The sequence below is a fragment of the Amycolatopsis pittospori genome, assembly GCF_013870525.1.
In the GTDB taxonomy this organism is placed as follows: domain Bacteria; phylum Actinomycetota; class Actinomycetes; order Mycobacteriales; family Pseudonocardiaceae; genus Amycolatopsis; species Amycolatopsis pittospori.
This window is the reverse complement of sequence record NZ_JACBXD010000003.1, coordinates 21,969-46,644: the sequence shown is the minus strand read 5'-3', so window position 1 is coordinate 46,644 and position 24,676 is coordinate 21,969. Positions and strand designations below refer to the sequence as shown.

24 protein-coding genes are annotated in these 24,676 nt (G+C 68.4%); 12 read left to right on the top strand and 12 right to left on the bottom strand.

Going from position 1 to position 24,676, the window contains the following annotated elements:
- On the top strand, window positions 1-552 hold the full coding sequence (locus tag H5J31_RS02405) for a snapalysin family zinc-dependent metalloprotease (protein WP_181770754.1): 552 nt from the start codon (window positions 1-3) through the stop codon (window positions 550-552).
- Between the two features lie 65 nt (window positions 553-617).
- Here the strand turns inward: H5J31_RS02405 and H5J31_RS02400 are convergent, their stop codons facing one another.
- The gene (locus H5J31_RS02400; RefSeq protein WP_181770753.1) at window positions 618-1,871 is read right to left on the bottom strand and encodes a choice-of-anchor Q domain-containing protein; all 1,254 of its coding nucleotides are present in this window, start codon (window positions 1,869-1,871) and stop codon (window positions 618-620) included.
- A gap of 67 nt (window positions 1,872-1,938) precedes the next feature.
- On the opposite strand from H5J31_RS02400, the gene H5J31_RS02395 reads away from it, so the two are divergent.
- Window positions 1,939-3,036 (top strand): DUF5005 domain-containing protein, encoded by a 1,098-nt coding sequence (locus H5J31_RS02395; RefSeq protein WP_181770752.1) that lies wholly within the window; start codon window positions 1,939-1,941, stop codon window positions 3,034-3,036.
- Here H5J31_RS02395 and H5J31_RS02390 read toward each other — a convergent pair.
- The 8 genes from H5J31_RS02390 to H5J31_RS02355 are packed head-to-tail and all read right to left on the bottom strand — an operon-like array spanning window position 3,033 to window position 13,052.
- A complete protein-coding gene (locus H5J31_RS02390; RefSeq protein WP_181770751.1) occupies window positions 3,033-4,439 on the bottom strand; it encodes a beta-N-acetylhexosaminidase in 1,407 nt (468 codons plus the stop codon). The genes H5J31_RS02395 and H5J31_RS02390 overlap by 4 nt on opposite strands.
- A 1-nt stretch (window position 4,440) precedes the next feature.
- Window positions 4,441-5,325, bottom strand: coding sequence for a carbohydrate ABC transporter permease (locus H5J31_RS02385; protein ID WP_181770750.1), 885 nt, complete (start codon window positions 5,323-5,325; stop codon window positions 4,441-4,443).
- Window positions 5,316-6,275, bottom strand: coding sequence for a carbohydrate ABC transporter permease (locus H5J31_RS02380; protein WP_181770749.1), 960 nt, complete (start codon window positions 6,273-6,275; stop codon window positions 5,316-5,318). Before H5J31_RS02380 ends, H5J31_RS02385 begins: the two co-directional genes overlap by 10 nt.
- A 4-nt stretch (window positions 6,276-6,279) precedes the next feature.
- Window positions 6,280-7,563, bottom strand: a complete 1,284-nt coding sequence (locus H5J31_RS02375) for an extracellular solute-binding protein (protein WP_181770748.1) — start codon at window positions 7,561-7,563, stop codon at window positions 6,280-6,282.
- 12 nt (window positions 7,564-7,575) lie between these two features.
- Window positions 7,576-8,706: a lactonase family protein gene (locus tag H5J31_RS02370; protein ID WP_181770747.1), complete on the bottom strand. Its 1,131-nt coding sequence runs from the start codon at window positions 8,704-8,706 to the stop codon at window positions 7,576-7,578.
- Window positions 8,707-8,733: 27 nt separating this feature from the next.
- The gene (locus H5J31_RS02365) at window positions 8,734-10,122 is read right to left on the bottom strand and encodes a GntP family permease (RefSeq protein ID WP_181770746.1); all 1,389 of its coding nucleotides are present in this window, start codon (window positions 10,120-10,122) and stop codon (window positions 8,734-8,736) included.
- The gene (locus H5J31_RS02360) at window positions 10,119-11,714 is read right to left on the bottom strand and encodes an N-acyl-D-amino-acid deacylase family protein (RefSeq protein WP_181770745.1); all 1,596 of its coding nucleotides are present in this window, start codon (window positions 11,712-11,714) and stop codon (window positions 10,119-10,121) included. Before H5J31_RS02360 ends, H5J31_RS02365 begins: the two co-directional genes overlap by 4 nt.
- A gap of 33 nt (window positions 11,715-11,747) precedes the next feature.
- Window positions 11,748-13,052, bottom strand: coding sequence for an amino acid deaminase (locus H5J31_RS02355; RefSeq protein WP_181770744.1), 1,305 nt, complete (start codon window positions 13,050-13,052; stop codon window positions 11,748-11,750).
- Between the two features lie 150 nt (window positions 13,053-13,202).
- Between H5J31_RS02355 and H5J31_RS02350 the strand changes: the two genes are divergently transcribed.
- The 3 genes from H5J31_RS02350 to H5J31_RS02340 are packed head-to-tail and all read left to right on the top strand — an operon-like array spanning window position 13,203 to window position 15,285.
- Window positions 13,203-14,144 (top strand): sugar kinase, encoded by a 942-nt coding sequence (locus H5J31_RS02350; RefSeq protein WP_207897307.1) that lies wholly within the window; start codon window positions 13,203-13,205, stop codon window positions 14,142-14,144.
- Entirely contained in the window at window positions 14,141-14,905 is a 765-nt protein-coding gene (locus H5J31_RS02345; protein ID WP_181770742.1) for an IclR family transcriptional regulator, read from the top strand. Before H5J31_RS02350 ends, H5J31_RS02345 begins: the two co-directional genes overlap by 4 nt.
- On the top strand, window positions 14,902-15,285 hold the full coding sequence (locus tag H5J31_RS02340; protein ID WP_076157057.1) for a RidA family protein: 384 nt from the start codon (window positions 14,902-14,904) through the stop codon (window positions 15,283-15,285). The genes H5J31_RS02345 and H5J31_RS02340 overlap by 4 nt, the downstream gene beginning before the upstream one ends.
- 69 nt (window positions 15,286-15,354) lie before the next feature.
- On the opposite strand, the gene H5J31_RS02335 is transcribed toward H5J31_RS02340, so the two are convergent.
- The 3 genes from H5J31_RS02335 to H5J31_RS02325 all read right to left on the bottom strand — a co-directional run bounded on the left by H5J31_RS02335 (window position 15,355) and on the right by H5J31_RS02325 (window position 17,477).
- Window positions 15,355-16,350 carry a 1-aminocyclopropane-1-carboxylate deaminase gene (locus tag H5J31_RS02335; protein ID WP_181770741.1) on the bottom strand — a complete coding sequence of 332 codons (996 nt, stop codon included), beginning with the start codon at window positions 16,348-16,350 and terminating at the stop codon, window positions 15,355-15,357.
- Complete coding sequence (locus H5J31_RS02330) at window positions 16,347-16,985, bottom strand: GntR family transcriptional regulator (RefSeq protein ID WP_181770878.1); 639 nt, start codon at window positions 16,983-16,985, stop codon at window positions 16,347-16,349. Before H5J31_RS02330 ends, H5J31_RS02335 begins: the two co-directional genes overlap by 4 nt.
- Before the next feature lie 132 nt (window positions 16,986-17,117).
- Window positions 17,118-17,477 carry a DUF1844 domain-containing protein gene (locus H5J31_RS02325; protein WP_181770740.1) on the bottom strand — a complete coding sequence of 120 codons (360 nt, stop codon included), beginning with the start codon at window positions 17,475-17,477 and terminating at the stop codon, window positions 17,118-17,120.
- A 271-nt stretch (window positions 17,478-17,748) separates the two neighbouring features.
- Between H5J31_RS02325 and infC the strand changes: the two genes are divergently transcribed.
- From infC to pheT, 7 genes are all read left to right on the top strand, one after another.
- Entirely contained in the window at window positions 17,749-18,324 is a 576-nt protein-coding gene (gene infC / locus H5J31_RS02320) for a translation initiation factor IF-3 (protein ID WP_328701357.1), read from the top strand.
- A 70-nt stretch (window positions 18,325-18,394) separates the two neighbouring features.
- Window positions 18,395-18,589 carry a 50S ribosomal protein L35 gene (gene rpmI / locus H5J31_RS02315; RefSeq protein ID WP_007028043.1) on the top strand — a complete coding sequence of 65 codons (195 nt, stop codon included), beginning with the start codon at window positions 18,395-18,397 and terminating at the stop codon, window positions 18,587-18,589.
- 64 nt (window positions 18,590-18,653) lie between these two features.
- Window positions 18,654-19,031, top strand: coding sequence for a 50S ribosomal protein L20 (gene rplT, locus H5J31_RS02310; RefSeq protein WP_005163284.1), 378 nt, complete (start codon window positions 18,654-18,656; stop codon window positions 19,029-19,031).
- Window positions 19,028-19,870, top strand: coding sequence for a TrmH family RNA methyltransferase (locus tag H5J31_RS02305; RefSeq protein ID WP_181770877.1), 843 nt, complete (start codon window positions 19,028-19,030; stop codon window positions 19,868-19,870). Before rplT ends, H5J31_RS02305 begins: the two co-directional genes overlap by 4 nt.
- Before the next feature lie 32 nt (window positions 19,871-19,902).
- Window positions 19,903-20,733, top strand: a complete 831-nt coding sequence (locus tag H5J31_RS02300; RefSeq protein WP_181770738.1) for a DUF6159 family protein — start codon at window positions 19,903-19,905, stop codon at window positions 20,731-20,733.
- 277 nt (window positions 20,734-21,010) lie between these two features.
- A complete protein-coding gene (gene pheS, locus H5J31_RS02295; protein ID WP_181770737.1) occupies window positions 21,011-22,075 on the top strand; it encodes a phenylalanine--tRNA ligase subunit alpha in 1,065 nt (354 codons plus the stop codon).
- The gene (gene pheT / locus H5J31_RS02290; RefSeq protein WP_181770736.1) at window positions 22,076-24,658 is read left to right on the top strand and encodes a phenylalanine--tRNA ligase subunit beta; all 2,583 of its coding nucleotides are present in this window, start codon (window positions 22,076-22,078) and stop codon (window positions 24,656-24,658) included.
- Window positions 24,659-24,676 lie beyond the last annotated feature (18 nt).

Sequence of the window (24,676 nt, the reverse complement as noted above, 5' to 3'; positions counted from 1 at the left end):
ATGGCAAGGAAGTTCTTCGTCGCCGCGTCCGTGAGCGTGGCGTTGCTCGCCGTCCCGGTCACCGCGGGTCAGGCCACGGCTGCGGTCCAGCCTGCTCAGCAGACCGCGGCGGCGACCACGGTCTACTACGACGCCTCGGGAGCCCCCAGCTTCCGTGCCGCCATCCAGGCGGGTGCGGCGAACTGGAACAACTCGGTGTCCAACGTGAAGCTGCAGGAGAGCTCGTCGGGGGCCACCCTGCGCTACACCGAGGGCAACGACCCGCGGGGTTCGTACGCCCAGACCGACGGCCACGGCCGCGGCACGATCTTCATCGACTACACGCAGGCGCAGCAGTACGACCAGACCCGGATCGCCGCGCACGAGACCGGCCACGCGCTCGGCCTGCCGGACAACTACCAGGGTCCGTGCTCCGAACTGATGTCCGGTGGCGGCCCCGGCCCGTCCTGCACCAACGCGAAGCCGAACGCCCAGGAGGTCTCCCGGGTGAACTCGCTGTGGGCCAACGGCATGCTGGCGGCCGGCGCCATGCAGCGCATCTACAACTACTGACCCTGACGTTCCGTGAAGGCCTCCTTCCCTACTCTCAAGGTAGGGAAGGAGGCCTTCACGGCGTTCTACCCCTGGAACTCGTAGGCGCCGGCGTCCACCCGGGCACCGGCGAAGACCGGGTTGCCGTCGACGTCGCGGTCGTCGTACTTCGTCGTGCCGAGGTCGATCGCCGGGCTTCCCGCCTTCAGGACGAGGTTCGTCGCCGAGGTGAACTTCGGATCCGCGACCTTGTCGGTGCCGCCCGGAGCGAACTGCCGGAGACCGCCGAAGTAGACGTTGTGATCCGTCGCGGTGAAGGTCGTGTCCGCGTAGCCGACCTTGTACGCGGCCTGGACGACGTTCTGCGTCATCGTCAGTATCTGGTTCGTGCAGCCGCCGTAGCAGACGAAACCCTCCGACTCGGCGTTGGAGAGCCGGAGCGAGTTGTTGCGGAACACCGTCCCGAGCACCGGCCCGTTCCCGTCCTCGGCGCCGCGCGTGATGACGCCGCCGCGGGTCTTGGCGCCGAAGATCGCGTTGTACTCGAAGACGTTGCCGGTCGAGACGCCGTCGGGATCCTCGGTGTCGGTGCCGAGTTCGGTGAACGTCTCGTTGTCCTCGGAGATGTTGTGGTGGATGACGTTGCGAGACCCGTAGAAGATCTCCACAGCCGCGCCGTCGAGACCGCCGAAGTCGTCGGCCTTCGCGATCGAACCGCTGATCCGGTTCCAGCCGATGTCGGAGTCGTTGCCCTGGACCAGGACGGCGAACGCGCCGGAGTCGTCGTTGCCGCCCGGTGTCACGACGGTCATGTGGTTGTTGTCGACGAGGTCGTTCTGGGTGACCTCGGTGTGGTCCGCGGACGGGGCGATGTACACGCCCGCGCCCGCACCGGTAATGAGGTTCGACAGCACCTTGTTGCGGTCGCCGGTCACCTTCACCCCGGCCCAGGAGCAGCGGCCGGCGTCGGCGGCGACGCCGATCTGCAGGTCCTGCACGCGGACGTCGTTGCCGGGCAGGTCGACGCAGGCTTCGGCGTCGCCCTTGACGATCGGGCGGGCACCGGTGCCGTACGCGCCGATCGTGACGCCCGAGCCCTTGACGGTGAGGCCACCGGTCCAAGCGCCGCCACGGCGCAGCAGGACGGTGTCACCCGCGGCGAGCGTGGTCGAAGAGACCTTCGTCAGTGATTTCCACGGTGTCTGCTGCGAGGTACCGCTCGCGGTGTCGTTGCCGATGGTCTGGTCGACGTAGTACGTCTTCGGGGCCGCTTCTGATGCCGTGAAGCCGGTGCTCGCGATCGCGGCGAGCAGACCCACGGAGAGCAGTTTCCAGGACATTTCGCGGACGCTAACCAGGCTCCGCACAAGGCTCGTACAAAGACGTCCGCGGCTCTACCATGATCCGATGCGTCGGGCGTGGCGGAATCTCGTACCGGCCGCGTTGCTGCTCAGCGCCGTCGTCGCGAGCAGCGGGATCGCGCCTCCGGCCGCCTTGCCGCCGGTCGTGCCGGACGTGCTTCCGGCCTCGGCGCTGAACGATCTCTGGAACCGTTACGGCGATCGGGGCGGCCACTGGACCGGCGGCGATCGCACGGTTTCCGTCCCGCTGCCGGACGGCCGCACCGCGTGGCTGTTCTCGGACACCTTCCTGGGCACGGTGAATCCCGACCACAGCCGTCCTGCGGACAGCCCGATCGCCCGCAACACCCTGGTCGTCCAGCGTCCCGACGGAACCCTCGGGGAAACGCTGCACGGTGGCTCCGCCGACGACCCGAAGTCGTTGGTCGGGCTCCCTGGCTCTGCCGAGCACTACTGGGTCGGGGACGGCGTCGTCGAAGGTGATGTCCTTCGGGTGCTTTACAACCGCTACGCGACGACGGGATCCGGCGGGCTCGACTTCCGGAGCACCGGTACCTCGCTGGCCACCTTCCCGTTGTCTTCGCTGACGCCGTCCGAGGTACTGCTGATCCCGGTGAGCGACCGGGTCGCGTGGGGATCCGAGCTGCTCGAAGACGGTGGGTACACCTATATCTACGGTGCCGAACAAGGACATCTCCGGCTGGCCAGGGTGCCCACCGGCGGCTTTCGCGGCCCTTGGCGGTTCTGGACCGGCTTCGGTTGGTCATCGCACGAGGAGGACTCCGCGCGGATGCTGTCCGGGGTCGGGACGGCCTTCTCGGTGACCCGGGTCGACGGCGAGTACGTGCTCGTCACCATGGACACCAGTCCCGGCTTCAGCCCGGTGATGCTCGCGTACACGGCGAGTTCGCCGACCGGGCCGTTCGGGAAGCCTCGGGTGCTCTACCGGGCACCCGAGGCCAGTGCCCGGCTCATCGTCTACGACGCGACCGCGCATCCGCAGCTGAGCGCTCCGGGGAAGCTCGTCGTTTCGTACAACGTGAACAGCCTGGACCACGGCGACAACATCGCGGACGCGCGGATCTACCGGCCGCGGTTCCTGGAGGTGACCTGGCCGCCTACCCCGCCCTTCTCCAGCTCTTAGCGGGGCCGCCCCGGAACGCCGGGCCGTGTCTGCCAAGGGTGCGGACCGTCCAGTGGCCGGTACTCGACGCCCAGCGCGTCGAGCCGCGGCAGGTGGTGGTCCCGCAGGCGCGGCAGGAACTCCGCGTAGTCCCGGCCCGTCGGATCACTCCACGCGACCTCGGCGAAAGCGCTCAACCGCGGGAAAGCGGCGTAGTCGACGCGGCGCACCGTGTCCAGGTGCTCCGCCCAGACCTGCGCCTGGGCGCCGAGAATCTTCCGGTCGGCCGGGAAATCCGCCGGCACCGGCTCGTAGGAGTAGATGTCCTCCAGCGTCCGCAGATAGCCGACGGGGATCGGCTCGTCGGGGTGATCGGACTGCCGGTGGTCGAGATACACGCGGTCCTCGGGGCACATGACGACGTCGTGCCCGGCCGCGGCGGCCCGCGCCCCGGCGGCCTCGTTCTGCCACGAGCCGATGACCATCGGCGGGAGGTCGCCCGCTTCGAGCACCTCGTCCCAGCCGAGTGGACGACGTCCGCGTTCGACCAGGTGCTGCGCGATCTCGCGGACGAACCGGCCGTGTTCCTCGGTCGCGCCGGGGACCTCATCGCCGCCGAGCGCGATGACCTCGGACGGGAAGATCTCCAGTACGTGGTCGAAAACGGTCCGGAAGAAGTCCACTGTGGACTTCTCGGTGTTCAGCAGGGACGTGCTGATACCCCAGCTCGTCCAGACTTCGTACGGTTCCTCGGTCTTCGGGCCGAGTTCGGGGTACGCCGCGATCGCGGCCCGCGCGTGGCCTGGGATGTCGACCTCCGGGACGACCGTGATCGCGCGCGCCGCCGCGTACGCGACGATCTCGCGCAGGTCGTCGGTCGTGTAGAACCCGCCGTGCGGACGTCCGTCGCGTTCGGGGCCGTCGTGCCTGCCGACCATGGACGACTTCCGCCAGCCGCCGACCTCGGTCAGCTTCGGGAACTCGGGGATCTCGATCCGCCAGCCCTGGTCGTCGGTCAGGTGCAGGTTGAGCACGTTGAGCTTGTGCGCGGCGAGCAGGTCGATGAACCGCAGTACCTCGGCCTTGGTCCGGAAATTCCTCGCGACGTCGAGGAGACAGCCGCGCCAGCCGAAGCGCGGATGGTCGGTCACCACGCCGCACGGGATCTTCCGCTCTCCCTGGTGGATGGACGTCGACCGGAACGCGTCCGGTCCGACGAGCTGACGCAACGTCTGGCGGCCGTAGAACTCGCCGGCCGCGTCGGCGGCGTGCAGCGTCACCCCGGACGGATCGATCTCCAGCCGGTAGCCCTCGGCGGGCAGGTCGGCGCCAAGGCGAACGTCCACTTCGGACGGTACCGGACAGCTTCCCGGCAGTGGCTCCACTGAGACGGGACGGGGGAGAAGAGTTTCGAATCCCGGCATGTCAGCCCTTCACCGCGCCGCCCATGACGGACACGAGTCGTCGTTGTACGAGGATGAAGAACACCAGCACCGGGATGGTCATCAGGGTCGAGCCCGCCATCACCGCGCCCCAGTCGGTGTCCTCCGGTTTGAAGAACACGAGAATCGCCAGCGGAAGCGTCTGGTTCTCGGTGTTGGAGATGATGAACGTCTTGGCGAACAGGAAGTCGTTCCAGGCGTGGATGAACGACAGCACGCTGATCGCCACCAGCCCGGGTGCCACCAGCGGGAAGAGGATCTGCCAGGTGAACCGCATGCGGCTCGCCCCGTCGATCTTCGACGCCTCTTCCAGTTCCTGCGGCACCGCGGCGACGAAGCCGCGCAGCATCCAGATCGCGAACGGCAGGCTGAACGCCAGATGCACCAGGATCAGCGAGCCGAGGTGGTTGGTGCCGAACGCGGGCGCGACGTCGCCGACCGACCGCATCAGGAAGAACAGCGGAATGGTCAGCGCCTCGACCGGCACCATCTGCGCCACCAGCACCATAACCAGCAGGACGGTCTTGCCGCGGAAGTTGAACCGAGTCAGCGCCACCGCCGAGAGGAACGACAGCAGCAGCGACAGCGCCACCACGACGACGGCGACGATCACGCTGTTCAGGAAGAACATCGCGAATCCCTCGCCGCTGAGCACCCGCTCGAAGTGCTCCAGGGTCGGTGTCAGCGTCCACGGGCGGGGGTTGTCCGACTGGATCTGCCCGGTCGGCTTGAACGCCGAAAGCACCATCCAGTACACCGGGAACGCGACCATTCCGGCGATCACGACGCAGACGATCTCGGCGATCAGCCTGCCCGGCTTCTTGACCCGCCGGTTCCTTGCCCTGGCGGGCGCTGTCGTCACACCCATCCGGCACCCCGGCGTTGCGACCGGACGTACAGCCCGGTGATGGACAGCAGCAGCAAGGTCATCACGACTCCGAGCGCCGCGCCGAGACCGTATTCCTGTCCGGCGAAGGCCTGTTGATAGGCGAAGACGTTGAGGACGAGGTTGCGCCCGGCCACCCCGCCGCCGTTGGTCATCACGTAGATCTGGGTGAAGATCTTGAAGTCCCAGATGATCGACTGGATCGTGGCGATGGTCAGCAGCGGCCGCACCATCGGCAGCGTGATCGTCCACGTGGTGCGCCAGGTCGACGCGCCGTCGAGATGCGCGGCCTCGATGACCTCTTCCGGCACGCCCTTGATCCCCGCGTACATCGTCACCATGACGAACGGGAACGAGCACCAGATGACCTCGGCGGCCACCAGCCCGAACGTGCCGTAGGTGCCGTAGGTCCAGGAGTGGTTCGCCATCCCGGAGAACCCGAGGCCCGAGAGCACCTCGTTCACCAGGCCGAAGTCCGCGTCGAACAGGAACAGCCAGACGTACGAGCCCGCCATCGCCGGCGTCGCCCACGCGGCCAGAGCCGCCAGGAACAGCGGCACCCGTGCCCACGTACGGACCCGGGTGGCCAGGACGGCCAGCGCCGTCCCGAGCGCGAGGCTGCCCACGACGCAGACCGCGGTGAACCCGAGGGTCTTGGCCAGCACCTCCCAGAACTGCAGGTTCTGCAGCAGTTCGGCGTAGTTGCCGAAGCCGAGGAACACCAGAGGCGCGTTGCCGACGGCTTGCGGTTGCCCGTAGTCGTAGAACGAGATCAGGATGAGCTGGTAGATCGGGTAGACCAGCATGGCGAGCAGCAGGATGCCGCCCGGTGCCAGGTAGAGCAGGGCGGCCCGCCCGTCCCGGCGACGGCGTGGGGAACGCCGGGCCGGGGCGGGCGACGCCGCGGTGCGTGAAAGTTCCTTGGTCACCATGGAGCTAGCCGAACGCCTTGTTCATCTCGGCGGAGGCGGCACCCAGTGCGGCGGCCGGATCCTTGCCACCGGTCGCGATCTGCTGGATCGCGGTCGGCAGGACGTTCTGCGCGTCGATCTTCGACCACGCGGCGGTGGCGGGGACGAACTTGGTGCCCGCGGTGAGCGTGTCGACGAACGGCTTGACCGACGGGTCGCTCGCCGCGACCTTCTTCTGGACGCTGCCGAGCGTGGGCAGGTTGCCCATGCCGAAGTACATCTTCTCCTGGTACTTCGCGCCACCGAGCAGTTCGACGAACTCGACCGCGAGGCTCTTGCGCTTGGTCGCGTTGAACACGCCGAGCAGGTTGCCGCCCGCGAACGCCGGCGCGATCTTGCCGGCCTCGGTGCCCGGGATCGGGAGGATCGCGTACTTCCCCTTCACCTGACCGGCTTCGACGGCCTTGCGGTTGAAGTCACCGCCGATCGACATACCCGCCTTGCCGCCCGCGAACGCCGTGATGCTCTGCGTCCCGGTGAGGTTGGCGCACTGTTCCGGCGGGCAGATGTCGGCCTTCATCAGGTTCGCGTACGTCGCGACCCCGGCCTTGGCCTGCTCGGAGTCCACAGTGGACTTCCACTTGTCGCCTTCCTGCTTGGCGATCTCGCCGCCGTGTGCCCACAGGAACGGCAGCATCGCGTAGGTGTACTTGCCACCGACGGAGATGCCGTACAGCTCCGGCTTCTTGGCCCGGATCGTCCGCGCGGTCTCGGTCAGCTCCGCCAGCGTGGCGGGCGGCTTGAGACCGAGCTCGGCGAAGATGTCCGTGCGGTAGTACAACGCGCGGATGCCGGTGAACCAGGGGAGCCCGTACGTCTTGCCACCGGACTTCGCCGTCTCCAGCACCGCGGGGAGGATGTCGGAACCCTCCTTCCACGACGAGAGATCACCGGTGAGATCGGCCAGCGCGCCCGTGGCGGCGTAGCTGGAGACGTCGGTGTTGCCGAACTCGGCGACGTCCGGCGCGCTCGCCGGGTCGTTGAAGGCGCCGGAGAATTTGTCCGCGCGCCCCTCCACCGGGATCCACTGGACGTCGACCTCGACCCCGGAATGCGCCGCCTTGAACTCGGCGATCGCCTCCTTGACCGCGGCCTCCTTGGGGGCGCGGTTGGCCTCGTCGAACAGCCAGACCCGGACCGTGCCGGACTTCTCGTCACCGCCGCTCGCGGCGGGGGTGTTCTGCGCCGGCGCACAGGCCGAGACGAGGCCGAGCGCCGCGAGGCCCGCGATCAGGACGCGAGTTCTCATGGGAGTTTCTCCTTATGCGAAAAAGACGGAATTGACCTGGGGGAGCGCCAGTTTCCCGGCGACGGCACCGGGAAGGCCGGTGGCGGGATCGCGCGGCAGCCAGCTGAGCGTGCCGGACTTGTCGCTGGAGACGTAGAACCAGCGTTCGGTCGGATCCAGGGTGATGTGGCGGGGGTAGACGCCGCCGACGGGCGCGTTGCCCAGCAGCTTCAAGGACTTCCCGTCCTCACCGACGCCGAACGACGCGATCGTGTCGGAGCCGCGCACCGACGCGTAGACGAACTTCCCGTCCTTGGACGTGGTGATCTCACCCGGGTACTGCTCGCCGGGAGTGCCCGCCGGAACGGCCGGGACGACCTGCCCTGCGGCGAGCTTCCCGGTGGCCGCGTTCCATGTCGCGACGGTCACCTCGGCACGAAGCTCGCCGAGGATGTACGCGTACTTGCCGCTCGGGTGGAACGCGAGGTGCCGGGGCCCGGCGCCGGACGGGAGCTTCAGCTGCTGGTTCAGCTTGAGCTTCCCGGTGGCGACGTCGAGTTGGTAGACGTAGACCGAATCCGCGCCGAGATCGACTGAGAGCACCCATTTGCCGGTGGGATCGTTGACCACCTGGTGCGCGTGGGCGGCACGCTCGGCGCCCTTGTGCTGAGCGAGATCGACGACGTCGCCGAGTTTCCCGCCCGCCAGGATCGGGAGGACGACGACGCTGCCGCTGCTGTAGTTCGCGGCCAGCACGTATTTCTGGCTGGAGTGGACGGTCAGATGCGTCGGGTGCTGCCCCTTGGCCGACTTCTTGTTGAGCAGCTTGGGTTTCGTGGGATCGGCCAGGCTCAGCGCGGAGATCTGGCCGCTCTCGTCCTCATTGGTCACGTACAGCGTCTTGCGATCGGCGCTGATGTCGAACCAGGAGGCGTTGCTGACACCCGGAATCGTCCGGTCGACGACCAGCGCGTTGGTCGCCGTGTCCCGGTGAGCGACATCGAGTCCGTGTCCGGAACTGGTGTAGCTGCTGATGTAGATGGCCCCGGTTCCCTTCGGTCCGCAGGTCTGTTCGGAAGCGTTCGCGAGGTGGGAACCGAGAACGGTGGTGAGTCCAGCCGCTCCGACGGCGCCGAGGAAGGTGCGTCGATCGAGTCCGGTCATCGTGATCTCTCCCAGCTTTCAGGTGGTTTAAACCACTGCCATGAGCAATGCTGCCACGCCGAAACCGGAAACGGAAAGGACGGTTTCCAGGACGGTCCAGGTTTTCAGGGTCTGCGGCACGGTCAGGTTGAAGTACCGCGAGATGATCCAGAACCCGCCGTCGTTCACGTGCGAGGCGATGATCGACCCGGCCGAGATCGCCACGACCAGCAGGGCGAGCTGGATCTGTGAATAGCCCAGCGTCGCCACCGTCGGTGCGACGATGCCGCTCGTGGTCACGATCGCGACGGTCGCGGAACCCTGTGCGATCCGCATACCGCAACTGATCACGTACGCCGCGAGGATGACCGGGAGACCGGCGTTGTCCAGCGAACCGGCGACGGCCTTGCCGATTCCCGTCGCGGACAGCACGGCGCCGAAGAACGCTCCCGCGCCGACCACCAGCAGGATCATCGCGACCGGGCGGAGGGATTTCGCCGAAAGCTCGCTCAAATCCTTGCCCGTCAAGCCTCGGCGCAGCCCCAGCAGCCAGGACGCGAGCAGCACCGAGATCGTCAGCGCGACAGCCGGGGTGCCGATGAACGCGGCCACACCGGCGGGTGCGGAATCCTTCGGGAGCCAGATGCTGCCGAACGTCCCGGCGAGGATCAGGACCAGCGGAACGGCGATGATCGCGGCCACCAGGCCGAGCGACGGCGGGTTCTCCTCTTTCTCGCCTTCGTCCTCCGCGACAAGGAATTCCTCGGGAACCGGCACGTCGATGCGCTTGCCGATCCAGGTCGAGTACACGACACCGCCGACCAGGAACGCCGGGATACCGCAGACCAGGCCCATCAGGATGATCCAGCCGAGTTCGACGTGCAGCAGGCCGGCCGCGGCCACCGGACCGGGGTGCGGCGGGAGGAACGCGTGCGTGATGGAAAGACCGGCGAGCAGCGGCAGCGCGTAGAGCACCAGCGAACGGCCGCCCTGTTTGGCGGCGACGTAGACCAGCGGCGCCAGCACGAAGATGCCGATGTCGAAGAAGACCGGGATACCGAAGACGAAACCGGCGAGGCCCATCGCGAGTGGGGCCCGTTTCTCGCCGATGGCCCGCAGCAGCGCGCCGGTGAGCACCTTCGCCCCGCCGGAACGCTCCAAAATGGAGCCGAGGATCGTGCCGAGCCCGATGATCGCGGCGATATGCCCGAGAATCCCGCCGAAACCCTTTTCCAGCAGGGAATCCGACGCCTTCTGCGCGGAGCCGACGATCTGCCCGACGGGCAGGCCCGCGGCCAGTGCGGTCAGGAGGCCGACCACGATCAGCGCGATGAAGGGCTCGAGTTTGACCTTGATGATGAGGAACAGCAGAACCGCGATCGAGACGGCGGCGAGGGTCAGGAGACCTCCCGTCGAATGTTGGAGCCAATCGATCATCGGGCACTCCCGGGGTTGCGCAGTGAATGGCCGGCGAGGGCGCCGGTCGGTTGACCATCGTCGATGGCGGCGACACCGTTGACGAAGACATAGGGGATACCGGCGGCCTGCTGCCGCGGTTCGTCGAACGTGGCGGTGTCGGCGACGGTTTCCGGGTCGAACAGCACGAGGTCCGCCGCGTACCCGGCACGGACGAGGCCGCGATCGGTCAGCCGCAGGCGTTCCGCGGCCCGGCCGGTGAGATGCGAGACGCATTCGGCGAGGTCGAGGACGCCGAGTTCGCGGACGTAGCGCGCGAGGTAACGCGGGAAGGTGCCCCAGGCGCGCGGATGCGGCCGCGCGCCGACGAGAAGGCCGTCACTGCCGCCGGTGTGCGTGCGGTGGCGCATGATCGCCTGGACGTTCTCCTCGTGCCCGACGTGCATCAGGCAGGACGTGCCGAGCTTCTCCGAGAGCAGGACGTCGAAGTACAGTTCCGCGGCCGGTTTCCCGGCTCGCTGCGCCGAAGCGGCGACGGAATGCCCGACCAGGTGCGAGTTCTCGTCGCGGCGGACACCGTTGATCTCGATGGCCTCCCAGTCGATCGGCACCCCGTGGGCGCCGTCGGAGCCGGTCTCCTCGATCTCCGCGCGAATCCGCTCACGGGTGTCCACATCGGACAGGCGAGCGAGCGTCGCGTCGAGCCCGCCTTCCGTCGACCAGCTGGGCAGCAGTGCGGAAAGGTAGGTGGCGCCCGGGAGATAGGGGTAAGTGTCCAGGGAGATGTCGCAGCCGTCGTCGAGCGCCTGGTCGAGCAGCTCCAGCAGCTGGGGTGCCTTGCCCTTGTTCACCGAGAAGTTCATCGTCGCGTGCGCGAGGTGCAGCGGACAGCCCGACCGGCGGGAGACGTCGACCATCTCGCCGAACGCTTCGAGCGCGCCCTTGCCGTAGCTGCGGTGGTGCGGACTGTAGAAGCCGCCGTTCTCCCCGACGACCTGGCACAGCTCGACGAGTTCCTCGGTGGTCGCGTACATGCCCGGCGTGTAGGTGAGGCCGGACGACATGCCCATCGCGCCCTCGGCGAGCCCGGTCGCGATGAGCTCCTTCATCGCGTTCATCTCGGCTTCGGTGGCCGGCCGGTCGTCCCAGCCGACGGTGAGCATGCGGACGGTGCCCTGCGGCACCAGGTACGCCGCGTTGACCGCGACCCCGGTGTCGAGCCGGTCGAGGTATTCCCCGACCGAGCGCCAGTTCCAGTCGAATCCGGCGGGATCGTCGTTCCATCCGGCGAGCTGCTGGCGCAGCGCCGCGAGGACGTCGTCGTTCACGGGCGCGTAGGAAAGGCCGTCCTGTCCGAGGACCTCGGTCGTGACGCCCTGCGAGAGCTTCGCGAGGTGGTCCGGGTTCGCGAGCAGCTGCAGGTCGGAGTGCGAGTGCATGTCGATGAACCCGGGCGCGAGCACGAGTCCTTCGGCGTCGATGGTGCGGCGGCCCGCGAGCGAGCCCGGTTCGGCGACACTGGCGATCCGGCCGCCGGTGATGCCCACGTCGTGCCTGGTGAGCGGATCCCCGGTGCCGTCGGCGACCAGTGCGGAGCGGACAACGATGTCCATGATGATTCTTCCTCTGCGGCGGTGGAGGACGGATCAGAAATGGGTGCGGACGAAATCGAGCACTGTCTCGCCGTCGGGACCGACGACCGGGATGAGCGGCCACTTGTCGAACACGGTGCACGGATGCGACAGGCCGAGGCCGATCCAGTCGCCGACCTCGACCGGCGACGACGACGGCAGCGTGAGGAAGGCGTGCTGGTCGTTCATCTTCTGGATGGTGTGACCTTCGAGCGCGGACGGTGGCCCGTCGCCTTTGCGGATCAGACGGGGCTCGGGCATGCCTTCGTCGAAGGAGGCGTCCCGTTTGCCGATGGTGAGCAGCGCGAGTTCTTCCGTCGGCTTCGACGTCACCTGGGCCCACGCGCGCAGCGCGGGGCGGAACGAGTCGACGCCGCCGATGCGCGGGTGTTCCCCGAGCGGCGAGATCACCCGGTAGAAGCCGTCGTCGTGGGTGATGTAGGCGCCGCTGCGCAGGATCGGCAGGACGTCCAGGTCACCCCAGTCCTTGGTGAGCTCGTCGGCGACGCGATCGAAGTAGGCGCTGCCGCCGCCGGTGACGATGATCTGGCCGGCGTCGTCGAGCAGCCCCTTTTCGGAGAACGCGAAGACGAGCTCGCGTAGACCGTCCACATAGGAGCTGATCAGCTGGAGCGACTTTTCGTCGGTGTGGTGGGAGAGCGCGCCTTCGTAGCCGCCCGATCCACGCAGTCGCAGGGCCGGGCTCGCATGCGCGGCTTCGGCGACGGCGAGTGCCGTCTCGGTGCTGCGGACCCCGGTGCGGCCCCCTTCGCCGCCGAGTTCGACGAGTACGTCGACCTGACGGCGGGCTCCGCGCAGTGCTTCGGTCATTAGCTCGACGCCGCGGACCGAGTCGATCCAGCAGACGAACTCGAAGCCGTCGTCGGCGTCCAGTTCCTTCGAGAGCCAGCGCAGGCCCGACGGGTCGAGCAGCTGGTTCGCGAGCAGGATCCGGGAAACCCCGAACGCCCGGTAAACGCGCAGATGTCCGGCGTTCGCGCAGGTGATGCCCCAGGAGCCGTGCTGGAGCTGACGCTCGAACAGCTGCGGCGCCATCGTCGTCTTGCCGTGCGGCGCGAGCGCGATCCCGCGTTCGGCGCACCAGCCCGCCATCGTGCGGAGGTTGTGTTCGACGGCTTCTTCGTCGAGCACCACGAACGGGCCGAGGAAGCCGTCTTCGAACAGCTTCGCGCCACGGGCGGCGGCTTCGCCGATCGTGAGTCCGGACAGCGAAGGCGCGACCGAGCGGAAGCGCCAGTCGACGCGCTCCTCCCGGACGGCCGCGACCGCGGCGGAATCGATGGTGCCGGCTTCGAACATGAGGTTCACCTCGGTTGCGTATGTTGCAACGGACGTTGCGCATATTGCGTGGGATAGGTGTAGCATCCGGTCCGCTGGAGGTCAACGGCGTGACGATGAGGAGACGCGGAAGTGACAAGCGCGCCCGACGTTATTTGCATCGGGGAGTCGATGGCCTTGTTCGTACCGGCCGAACCAGGGCCGCCCGACGAGGTACGTAAGTGGGTGCGGACGATCGGCGGAGCCGAATCGAACGTCGCCTGCCATCTCCCGGCGCTGGGATTCGCCAGCGCTTGGGTGAGCGCCGTCGGCGACGACCCGTTCGGACGCGCGCTGGTGCGCGAGATCGCCGAGGCGGGGGTGGACGTCAGCGCGGTGCTGGTCGACCCGACGCGGCCGACCGGGCTCTACATCAAGGAAAGCGGCGCCCAGGGCAGCCCGGTCCGGTACTACCGCAAGGGGTCCGCCGCGTCCGGGATGGACGCCGGACTGCTGGGGAAGCTCGAACTCGACGGTGTCCGCGTGATCCATCTGTCCGGGATCACGCCCGCCCTGTCCGACGGCTGTCTCGACCTGGTGCGGGCGCTCATGGAACGTCCGCGCGGCGACACGCTGGTGTCGTTCGACGTGAACTTCCGGCCCGCGTTGTGGACCGGGCGCGACCCGTCGGTGCTGGCCGAACTGGCCGCCCGCGCCGACATCGTGCTCGCCGGGGACGACGAGGCCGAACGGGTGTGGGGGACCGGTGACCCGCAGCGGTTGCGTGCCGTCGTGCCCGGGCCGAAGACGCTGGTGGTCAAGCACGGGGAGCGCGGCGCGACGCTCGTCGAGGGGGACGCGGCGCCGCTGTTCGCGCCGGCGCTCCAGGTCGACGTCGTCGAGCCGGTCGGTGCCGGAGACGCCTTCGCGGCCGGTTTCCTCGCTTCCACGTTGCGCGGCGACGACCCCTCGACCCGGTTGCGGCGCGGGCATCTGCAGGCCGCCGCCACCTTGCTGACCCACGACGACGTGGGGACACCGCTGCCCGAAGCCGTCGTCGATGCGCTCATCGGGGCGGATGCGGCAGCATGGGCGGCGGCGAGACTGACGGACAAGGGGTTGGTGGGCGTATGAGCCAGAGTTTGGACAGGGCGCTCACCTTGTTGAGCGGGCTCGCGCGCGAGGCGAAGACGCTGGATCAGCTCGCCGAAGAGATCGGTGTGCACAAGTCGACCGTGCTGCGCCTGCTGCGCACCCTGGAGACGCACCATTTCGTGCGCAGGGAGGGACAGCGGTACTACCGGCTCGGCAGTGCTCTCTTCGACCTCGCACAGCAGGCGCTGGAGGACCGCGACGTCCGGCGCACCGCGCAGTCGGCTCTCGCCGGGCTCAACGCACGCACCGGGCACACCGTGCACCTCGCGTCCTATGAGGACGGTGAGGTGGTCTACATCGACAAGTTCGAGGGCAGGCATTCGGTGCGGATGTACTCCCGCATCGGGAAGCGCGCGCCTCTGCACTGCACCGCCGTCGGCAAGGTGCTCGTCGCGGCGATGACCCCGGAGAAGCAGGCCGACGTCGTGTCGAGGATCGACTTCTTCGTCCGCACGCCGAACACGATCACCACACCCGAGGCCTACGAGAAGGAACTCGCGCTCGTCGCCGACCGGGGTTACGCGGTGGACAACGCCGAGCACGAGGACTTCATCCACTGCGTCGCCGCGCCGGTCCGCGGCCCGGGCGGGGTGGTGCTCGCCGCCGCGTCCGTGTCGGTGCCGAAGGTACTGCTCGACTACGACGGCCTGATGGGGCTCGTGCCCGAACTGATCACCGCCGCCGAAGAAGCTTCCGTCCACAGCGGATGGACGGGGAACCGAAAGGGGAAGTTGGAATGAGCAAGACCGCGATCAGCACGGAGAACGCGCCGAAGCCGGTGGCCGCGTTCTCGCAGGCGGTCCGCAAGGGCAACATCCTGCAGGTGGCCGGCCAGGTCGCCTTCGACCCGGCCACCGGCGCCATCGTCGGCGAGACCGTCGGTGAGCAGACGGAGCAGACCTTCAAGAACATCGAAGCCGTGCTCGAGGCCGCCGGTTCGAGCCTGGGCGACGCCCTGATGGTGCGCGTGTACCTGACCGACGTCGACCACTTCGGCGCGTTCAACGAGGTCTACAACAAGCTGATCGGCGAAGCGCCGCACCCGGCTCGCACCACCGTGTACGTCGGCCTGCCCGCCGGCCTGCTGGTGGAGATCGACGTCCTGGCCGTGGTGGACTAGTCACGCGTGTTATGAACGGACCTTTCATAACATTTCTTGTTATGAAAGGTCCGTTCATGACAGCTTCCGCTAAAGCACGCTCGTGTAGCCGTTGAGCGCGGGCTGCCCGCCCAGGTGCGCGAACAGCACGTTCGATTCCCGCGAGATCTCGCCCCGCCCGACGAGGTCGATCAGGCCCGCCATCGACTTGCCCTCGTACACCGGATCCGTGAGTACGCCCTCCAGACGCGCCAGCGTCCGGATAGCGTCCAAAGTGGACTCGTCGGGGATGCCGTAGATCCCTGCGTGGTACCGCTCGTCCAGTTCGACCTCGCCGATCTCGCCGGCGCCGATCAGCTCCGCGGTCGCGCGGGCGATGCGGGTGATCTGGGCGCGGGTCTCGGCCGGTTTCGCCGAACCGTCGATGCCGAGGATCCGCCGCGGCTTCCCGGAAAGCGCGGCCCCGGCGACCATTCCGGCCTGCGTGCCGCCGGTGACCGAGCAGACGACCACCGTGTCGAAGAAGACACCGAGTTCGGCCTCCTGCGCTTCGAGTTCGCCGATCCAGTTCGCGAAGCCGAGCCCGCCGAGCCGATGGTCCGAACCGCCCGCCGGGATCGCGTACGGCTTCCCGCCGTCGGCTTCGATCTCCTTGACCGCGTTCTCCCAGCTCTCCTTGAAGCCGACGCCGAAATCGGCCTCGACCATCCGGATGTCGGCGCCGAGGATGCGCGAGAGCTGGATGTTGCCGACCTTGTCGTACAGCGGGTCGTTCCAATCGACCCAGCTTTCCTGCACCAGGACGGCCTTCAGCCCGGCCCGCGCGGCGGCCGCGGCGACCTGGCGGGTGTGGTTCGACTGCACGCCGCCGATCGAGATCAGGGTGTCCGCGCCCGAGGCGAGCGCGTCGGCGACCAGGTATTCGAGCTTCCGGGTCTTGTTGCCGCCGAACGCGATACCGGAGTTGACGTCCTCACGTTTCGCCCAGACCTTCGCGCCGCCGAGATGGGCGGTGAGCCGGTCCAGCGGGTGCACGGGGGAGGGACCGAACAGCAGCGGGTAGCGCGGGAAGTCGGCGAGGGTCATGGCGTCTCCAGGAGGGCTTCGAGTTCGGTCCAGATCGTGGCGGTGATCGAGCAGGCCGCGTCGACGTCGCCCGCTTCGATCGCGTCGGCCAGGTCCGCGTGACGCTGGACCGACCGGTGCGCGGGCAGGGAGCCGAAGCGCGCGTATTCGAGACGCCGGAGCAGTGGGGTGTAGCGGTCGAGCGTCGCGGCGACAGCCCGGTTGCGCGCGGCGGCGACCGGGATGTCGTGGAGGTCGTCGTCGGCGGCGATCGCGGCCGCGATGTCCCCGGCGGCGATCGCGTCGGCGAACCGGGCGTTGGCCGCCCGCATCGCGGCGACCTCGGCCGGCCCCATCCGCGGCGCGCCCGCGCGGACGGCGGCCTCGTGCAGCGTGCGGACCAGGTGCAGGGCGTCTCGGACGTCGTCGGGGACGAACCCCGCCACCCGCGTGTAGCTCTGCGGCTTCGACTCGACGAGGCCGTCCTCGATGAGGCGCAGTAGCGCCTGCCGCACCGGCGCCCGCGAAAGACCGAGCTGCTCGGCCAGGTCGCCGTCGCGCAGGTTCGTCCCCGGCGGCAGCGTCCCGTCGATGATCGCCCGGCGGATGTTCTCGTAGGCCTCGTCCCGCAGGAGGGACCTCGGCACCTTCGCCAACCCACTCACATCTGAAATGTTAGTCGCCTGTGGGCCGCTGGGGTAGCCCCGCCCGTGCAAGGAACGGCCCGTTCCTTGCGAAATTCGCAAGGAACGGGCCGTTCATGGCAGCGGGTGGAGAGTAAGGGAGGCCTAGTAGACCGGGCCCGTGTACTTCTCGCCCGGTCCCTGACCGGGGGCGTCCGGCACGGCCGAAGCCTCGCGGAACGCCTTCTGCAGCGACTGCAGGCCGTCGCGCAACGGGCCCGCGTGCAGGCCGAGGTACTCTGCCGAAGCGGTGACCAGCCCGGCGAGGGCGGTGATCAGGCGGCGGGCCTCGTCGAGGTCGCGGTGGGGAGAGTTGGCCGGGTCCTCGTCGGCGAGGCCGAGTCGTTCGGCGCCGGCGGAGAGCAGCATGACGGCCGCCCTGCTGATCACCTCGACGCTCGGGATGTCCTCCAAGCCGCGGACGTCCTGGGAATACGGGGGCTGCTGAACCGGTTCTTCTGACACGTCTGGTACCCTTCCACGAGCGACCAGCCCCTGAGCGATCGGGGGCGGCAAGTGGAGCCCCGCTCCCACCCGTGTCACCGCCGTAACACCAGGTGTCCGGGTCCGGTCTCGCCAAAGACGATTTCGGGCGTCCGAGGCGGTGTGTTCGGTTCTGGAGACTGAACGCGATCGGAAAAGAGTGGGCCTCGTGTACCTCACGGTACCGAGGCCTTCGGTATGTGGGCACCAGGTCGAAACGGTAGAAGAATTTACCTCGAACCAGGGAGGCCCCATCAGCTCCGAGACACGCATCAACGACCGAATCCGGGTACCGGAGGTCCGCCTCGTCGGACCCGCCGGTGAACAGGTCGGCATCGTCCGGATCGAAGATGCGCTGCGGCTGGCACAGGAGAACGATCTCGATCTCGTCGAGGTCGCTCCGCAGGCTCGCCCGCCCGTATGCAAGCTCATGGACTTCGGCAAGTTCAAGTACGAGAGCGCGCAGAAGGCCCGCGAGTCCCGCCGCAACCAGCAGCTCACCGTCATCAAAGAGCAGAAGCTGCGGCCGAAGATCGATCAGCACGACTACGAGACCAAAAAGGGTCACGTGTCGCGCTTCCTCGCGGCCGGTAACAAGGTCAAGGTCACGATCATGTTCCGCGGGCGCGAGCAGTCGCGGCCGGAACTCGGTTTCCGCCTGTTGCAGAAGCTCGCCGACGAGGTGACGGAACTCGGTTTCGTCGAGTCGTCGCCGAAGCAGGACGGCCGCAACATGATCATGGTGTTGGCCCCGCACAAGAACGTGAAGCCGCCCAAGGCCGCGAAGGCTGCCAAGGACGATTCGTCCGAGCCGCCCGCCGACGCCTAGCGCCGACCAGCACATGTCAGCGGCACACCGGGGAACTCCGGTGTGCCGCCGCACGAAAGAGGACTACGTAATGCCGAAGATGAAGACGCACAGCGGGACGTCGAAGCGAGTTCGCGTCACGGGTTCGGGCAAGCTGCGCCGCCAGAAGGCCGGTCGTCGCCACCTGATGGAGAAGAAGTCCAACAGGCTCACCCGTCGCCTCGAAGGCACGACCGAGATCGCCAAGAACGACGTCGGCCGCGTCAAGCGCCTTCTCGGCCGCTGACATTCCCCGCACTTTGTAAACGCCGGGCGCGTCAGCGCGCCCCCAGATCGACAGGATGGACCCAGTGGCACGCGTCAAGAGGGCTGTAAACGCCCAGAAGAAGCGTCGCGCGACTCTCGAGCTCGCCAGCGGCTACCGCGGCCAGCGTTCGCGGCTGTACCGCAAGGCGAAGGAGCAGACGCTTCACTCGCTGAACTACGCCTACCGGGACCGCCGTGCCCGCAAGGGTGACTTCCGCCAGCTGTGGATCACCCGTATCAACGCGGCCGCCCGCGCCAACGGCGTCACCTACAACCGCTTCATCCAGGGCCTCAAGGCCGCGGGTGTCGAGGTCGACCGCAAGATCCTCGCGGACCTCGCGGTCAACGACGCCGCCGCGTTCACCGCGCTGGCCGAGCTGGCCAAGGCGAACGTGAACACCGAAGAGAAGAAGTCGGCCTGACCGGCCGCAGCGCACTTCCGCAACCCGGGGCCGCTCCGTTCACCGAACGGACGCCCCGGGTTGTTGCTGCGCGCAAGCTCACCCGCCGGGCCGAACGCGAGAAGACGGGCCGGTTCCTCGCCGAGGGCGCGAACGCGGTCGAAGCCGCGCTCACCCACGCCCTCGAAGACGGCGGCACGGTGTACGAGCTGTTCGTCACCGAACGCGCCGCAGCCCAGCACGAGGGGCTGCTCGTCACCGCGGGCGAGGCCGGTGTCCCGATCTCCCCGATCACCGATCGTGCCGCCGACGGGCTTTCCGAAACCGTGACACCGCAAGGCATCGTCGCGGTCTGCGCACTCGTCGACCGTCCACAGGAGACCGTCCTGAAGCCGGGCGCGAAGCTCGTCGTCGTCCTCGTCGACGTCTCGGACCCCGGTAACGCGGGCACGGTGATCCGGGTCGCGGACGCGGCCGGCGCCGACGCGGTCGTACTCGCGGGCGACAGTGTCGACCCGCACAACGGCAAATGCGTCCGGGCCGCCGCCGGCAGCCTGTTCCACCCCGCCATCACCCGGATCCGGGACGTCGACGCGGCCTTGAAGGCCTGCTCCGCCGCCGGTCTCCGCACCCTCGGCGCGCACGGTTACGCCGACACCGAGCTCGATCAGGTGAGCTTCGACCAGCCTGCCGCCTGGGTTTTCGGCAACGAAGCGCACGGTCTGCCGGAGCACGTGCTCGACACGGTCGACCTCGCGGTCAAGATCCCGATGTACGGTCGGGCCGAAAGCCTGAACCTCGCGACGGCCGCGGCGGTCTGTGTCTACACCAACGCGATGGCGCTGCGCCCGGGTCGCTAAGCTGCGGATTCCGTTGACTTCCTGGGGGAATCATGGGGCGTATCGCCCGTTCTTTCGCTTTGTTCGGCGCTTCCTGGCGTGTTCTGCGGTCCCGCAAGGAGCTCGCGGTCTTCCCGGTGCTTGCCGGTTTCGCCGGTCTTCTGGTGGCCGCGGTGTTCCTCGGGTCCGGTTACTGGATTTCTCATACCGAGATCGCCGAGCACTCGCGGCTGACCCCCGCTTCGTACGTGATGCTCGGGCTGTTCTACCTCGCCGCCGCGTTCGTCACGGTGTTCTTCAACGCCGCGCTCATCTCGCAGGCGGACGTCGCGCTTCGCGGTGACGATCCCCGCGTGGCCGACGGGCTGGCCGCGGCAGGCCGCCGCTGGCTGCCCTTGCTGGGCTGGTCCGCGGTGACGGCCACGGTTTCCCTGATCCTCCGGCAGATCGAGCGGCGGCTCGATTTCATCGGCTACTTCATCAGCGGCTTGATCGGCGCCGCCTGGAGCCTCGTCACCTACCTCGTCCTCCCGGTGATGATGATCGAGGACGCCGGTGTCCGGCACGGGGCGAAGCGGTCGGCCCAGCTGTTCAAGCGGACTTGGGGCGAGCAGGCGGTCGGCGAGGCCGGTATCTGGGTGATCGGCTTCCTGGTGTCGCTGGCGGGCTTCGCGGTCATCGTCGGTGCGGGCCTGCTGCTGGGCGGCACCATCACGATCTTCGTCGCCATCGGGATTTCACTCGTGTGGGGGTTCTTGGTCTCCATCGTCTGCACGACGCTTTCCGGGATCTACCAGACCGCGTTGTACCGCTACGCCGCGGACGGCGTCGTCCCGGAGGCGTTCGGCAAGGTGGACTTCGAGGGCGCGTTCGCCGGACGCTGAGCCGTAATTCCGTTCGCGCCGGTGCCCGTGGCCACGTAGGGTCACGGGCACCAGGCCGTTCGTACCACGGAACAAGGGAGCTCTCATGGAACGCGGTGTTCGTTCCAGCACCTTGTTTACGGCGTAGATCCGGGATCTTTCGCGCTCCCGAGTGACGGTGTGCCCAGCCCGAGGGTGATCGGGGGCCGCCGTTCGCTGTCCCATAGAATTCAGCAGCTGCTAAACCCATGTGTGCGCTCGCGTGCACCGGACCAGTCCCAGCGGACGCCGAGGAGTTATGTCCGAAGCCAACGACAAGCAGGACCCCCAGGCGGGAGCGCTCGTGCCGGAGACGTTGACGGCCGCCGTCAAGCAGGCCGAGACGGATTTCGCGGCCGCGGCGGATCTCGACGCGCTGGCCGCGATCAAGCCCGCGCACCTCGGGGACCAGTCTCCGCTGCTCCTCGCTCGCCGCGAGATCGGCGCCCTGCCGAAGCAGGAAAAGGCCGAGGCGGGGAAGCGGGTCAACGAAGCGCGCCAGGGCATCCAGGCCGCTTTCGACGCGCGCCGCGCCGTGCTCCAGGCCGAGCGTGACGAAAGGGTGCTCCGCGAGGAGACCGTCGACGTCACGCTCCCGTGGGACCGAGTACCCCGTGGCGCCCGGCACCCGATCGCGACGCTGTCCGAGCGGATCGCCGACGCGTTCGTCGCGATGGGCTACGAGGTCGCCGACGGGCCGGAGCTCGAAGCCGAGTGGTTCAACTTCGACGCCCTGAACTTCGGCAAGGACCACCCCGCGCGCCAGCTGCAGGACACGTTCTACCTCGGCGAGGAGGACTCCGGGCTGGTGCTGCGGACGCACACCTCACCGGTGCAGGCCCGCACGCTGCTGCACCGCGACCTGCCCGTGTACGTCGTCTGCCCCGGCCGCACCTACCGGACCGACGAGCTCGACTCGACGCACACCCCGGTGTTCTCCCAGGTCGAAGGCCTCGCGGTGGACAAGGGCCTGACGATGGCGCACCTCAAGGGCACCCTCGACGCCTTCGCCCGCACGATGTTCGGTGAAAGCTCGAAGACCCGCCTTCGCCCGCACTTCTTCCCGTTCACCGAGCCGTCGGCCGAGGTCGACGTCTGGTTCGAGCAGAAGAAGGGCGGCGCCGGCTGGGTCGAATGGGGTGGCTGCGGCATGGTCAACCCCAACGTCCTGCGTGCCTGCGGTGTCGACCCCGAGATCTACTCGGGCTTCGCCTTCGGCATGGGAATCGAGCGCACCCTGCAGTTCCGCAACGGAATCCCGGACATGCGCGACATGGTGGAGGGCGACATCAGGTTCACCCTGCCCTTCGGAACGGAGGCCTGAGTGAAGGTCCCAGCCAGCTGGCTGACCGAACACCTCGACGTCGACGAGGAGGTCACGGCCCAGGATCTGGCCGACGCCTTCGTGCGCATCGGCATCGAGGTCGACGACGTCCGCGCGCTCGAACCGGTCACCGGCCCCCTCGTGGTGGGCCGCGTCGCCGAGATCGAGGAGCTGACCGAGTTCAAGAAGCCGGTCCGTTTCTGCCGTGTCGACGTCGGCGAATCCGAAGACGACGCCGATGACGACGGCAAGCCGGACGAGAACATCGACGCGGATGACGACTCCGACGACGACGAGGGTCCCTTCGAGGACGACGGCCCCACGGGGATCCGCACCCGCGGGATCATCTGTGGTGCCACGAACTTCGCCGAGGGCGACCTGGTCGTCGTCGCGCTGCCCGGCACCGTGCTGCCCGGCGGTTTCGAGATCGCCTCGCGCAAGACCTACGGCCGGATCAGCGACGGCATGATCTGCTCGGCGAGCGAACTCGGCATCGGCGACGACCACTCCGGCATCCTGGTGCTGCCCCCGAGCACGGCCAGCCCGGGCGAGGACGCCAACAAGCTGCTGCAGCTCGAAGACACCGTCCTCGAGGTGACGCCGACCCCGGACCGCGGCTACACGCTGTCGGTCCGCGGCCTGGCCCGTGAGTTGTCGAACGCGCTCGACGTCCCGTTCGGCGACCCGGCGTCCATCGAGGTCCCGGAGGCGGAAAGCGTCGCCTGGCCGGTGCACCTCGAAGACGACGAGGGTTGCAAGCGGTTCGTGCTGCGCCGGGTCAAGGACCTCGACGCCACCGCGCCGACGCCGTGGTGGATGCGCCGCCGTCTGATGCTGGCGGGAATCCGTTCGATCTCGCTCGCGGTCGACGTCACCAACTACGTCATGATCGAGCTCGGGCATCCGCTGCACGCCTTCGCGACCGGTTCGGTCAAGGGCGACCTGGTGGTGCGCAAGGCGAAGCCGGGCGAGAAGCTGACCACTTTGGACGATGTCGAGCGCACGCTCGACGCGGACGACGTGGTCATCGCCGACGACAGCGGGGTGATCTCGCTGGCGGGCACCATGGGTGGCGCGTCGACCGAGATCACCCCCGAGAGCACCGACGTGCTGCTCGAAGCGGCCCACTGGGATCCGTCGTCGATCAGCCGGACGGCCCGTCGGCACAAGCTGTTCTCCGAGGCGGCCAAACGGTTCGAGCGGTTCACCGACCCGCAGCTGTGCGCGGCGGCCGTCGAACTCGCCGCGCGTCTGCTGCGTCAGTACGGCGACGGCTCGATCCTGCCCGGCCGCACCGACGAGGGCGGCGTCGAGCCGAACCCGCCGGTGACCATGCCGATCAGCCTGCCCGACCAGGTCGCCGGTGTGCGCTACGAGCGCGGTGTCACGGTCAAGCGGCTCTCGCAGATCGGCTGCAAGGTCAACGTGGGCACGGCCGAGGACGGTACCGCGCTGGTGACCGCGATCCCGCCGAGCTGGCGCGGCGACCTGGTGCAGCCCGCCGACCTGGTCGAGGAGGTGCTCCGGCTGGAGGGTTACGACAGCATCCCGTCGGTGCTGCCCGACGCCCCGGCCGGTCGTGGTCTCACCGACACGCAGCGACGTCGTCGTTCGGTCGCACGTGCGCTGGCCGAGGCCGGGTACGTCGAAGTGCTGCCCTTCCCGTTCATCTCGGACTCGGTCTGGGATTCGTTCGGGCTGCCCGAGGACGACGTCCGCCGCAAGACCGTCAAGGTCCGCAATCCGCTGGAGTCGGACAAGGACCGGATGGCCAGTACGTTGCTGCCTGGCCTGCTGGAGACGTTGCAGCGCAACATTTCCCGCGGCTTCAAGGACGTCTCGCTGTTCCACATCGGACAGGTGGTCCTGCCCGGGCCGAACCCGCTCCCGATGCCTTCGCTCGGGGTGGACCGGCGGCCGACCGACGAGGAACTCGCGGTACTGGAGGCGGCCGTCCCGCCGCAGCCGGTCCACGTCGCCGTCGTGCTCGCGGGCCAGCGTGGCCGCGCCGGCTGGTGGGGCGAGGGCGAGCAGGCGAACTGGGCCGACGCGGTGCAGGCGGCGAGGCTGGTGGCGCAGGCCGCCGGTGTCGAGCTCACCACGGCGGCGGCGGATCAGCCGCCGTGGCACCCCGGCCGGTGTGCGCAGCTTCGCGTGGGGCAATGGCCCGTCGGCTACGCCGGCGAGCTGCACCCGAAGGTCGTCGAGGCGCTCGGACTCCCGCCGCGGACCGTCGCGATGGAGCTCGACCTGGACGCGATCCCGATCCCGGACGGCCGTCCGGCGCCGCGGATCTCGGCCTACCCGCCGGTGCTGCTCGACGTCGCCCTCGTGGCCAAGTCGGACGTGCCGTCGGCCGACCTGGCCGAGGCGCTCCGTGAAGGCGCGGGCGAACTGCTCGAGGACATCACGCTGTTCGACTCCTACGAGGGCGAGCAGGTGGGCGAGGGCAAGCGTTCGGTGGCGTACAAGCTGCGGTTCCGTGCCACGGATCGCACGCTGACCGTCGAAGAGGCCACCAAGGCCCGCGACGCCGCCGTCGTGGTCGCCGGTGAACGTTTCGGCGCGAGCCTGCGGGCCTGACACAGCGTCCCGAAGTCC

Coding starts and splice junctions, on each gene's coding strand:
- H5J31_RS02405 (WP_181770754.1), top strand. CDS start 1: ATGGCAAGGAAGTTCTTCGTCGCCGCGTCCGTGAGCGTGGCGTTGCTC.
- H5J31_RS02400 (WP_181770753.1), bottom strand. CDS start 1,871: ATGTCCTGGAAACTGCTCTCCGTGGGTCTGCTCGCCGCGATCGCGAGC.
- H5J31_RS02395 (WP_181770752.1), top strand. CDS start 1,939: ATGCGTCGGGCGTGGCGGAATCTCGTACCGGCCGCGTTGCTGCTCAGC.
- H5J31_RS02390 (WP_181770751.1), bottom strand. CDS start 4,439: ATGCCGGGATTCGAAACTCTTCTCCCCCGTCCCGTCTCAGTGGAGCCA.
- H5J31_RS02385 (WP_181770750.1), bottom strand. CDS start 5,325: ATGGGTGTGACGACAGCGCCCGCCAGGGCAAGGAACCGGCGGGTCAAG.
- H5J31_RS02380 (WP_181770749.1), bottom strand. CDS start 6,275: ATGGTGACCAAGGAACTTTCACGCACCGCGGCGTCGCCCGCCCCGGCC.
- H5J31_RS02375 (WP_181770748.1), bottom strand. CDS start 7,563: ATGAGAACTCGCGTCCTGATCGCGGGCCTCGCGGCGCTCGGCCTCGTC.
- H5J31_RS02370 (WP_181770747.1), bottom strand. CDS start 8,706: ATGACCGGACTCGATCGACGCACCTTCCTCGGCGCCGTCGGAGCGGCT.
- H5J31_RS02365 (WP_181770746.1), bottom strand. CDS start 10,122: ATGATCGATTGGCTCCAACATTCGACGGGAGGTCTCCTGACCCTCGCC.
- H5J31_RS02360 (WP_181770745.1), bottom strand. CDS start 11,714: ATGGACATCGTTGTCCGCTCCGCACTGGTCGCCGACGGCACCGGGGAT.
- H5J31_RS02355 (WP_181770744.1), bottom strand. CDS start 13,052: ATGTTCGAAGCCGGCACCATCGATTCCGCCGCGGTCGCGGCCGTCCGG.
- H5J31_RS02350 (WP_207897307.1), top strand. CDS start 13,203: ATGGCCTTGTTCGTACCGGCCGAACCAGGGCCGCCCGACGAGGTACGT.
- H5J31_RS02345 (WP_181770742.1), top strand. CDS start 14,141: ATGAGCCAGAGTTTGGACAGGGCGCTCACCTTGTTGAGCGGGCTCGCG.
- H5J31_RS02340 (WP_076157057.1), top strand. CDS start 14,902: ATGAGCAAGACCGCGATCAGCACGGAGAACGCGCCGAAGCCGGTGGCC.
- H5J31_RS02335 (WP_181770741.1), bottom strand. CDS start 16,350: ATGACCCTCGCCGACTTCCCGCGCTACCCGCTGCTGTTCGGTCCCTCC.
- rpmI (WP_007028043.1), top strand. CDS start 18,395: ATGCCGAAGATGAAGACGCACAGCGGGACGTCGAAGCGAGTTCGCGTC.
- H5J31_RS02300 (WP_181770738.1), top strand. CDS start 19,903: ATGGGGCGTATCGCCCGTTCTTTCGCTTTGTTCGGCGCTTCCTGGCGT.
- pheS (WP_181770737.1), top strand. CDS start 21,011: ATGTCCGAAGCCAACGACAAGCAGGACCCCCAGGCGGGAGCGCTCGTG.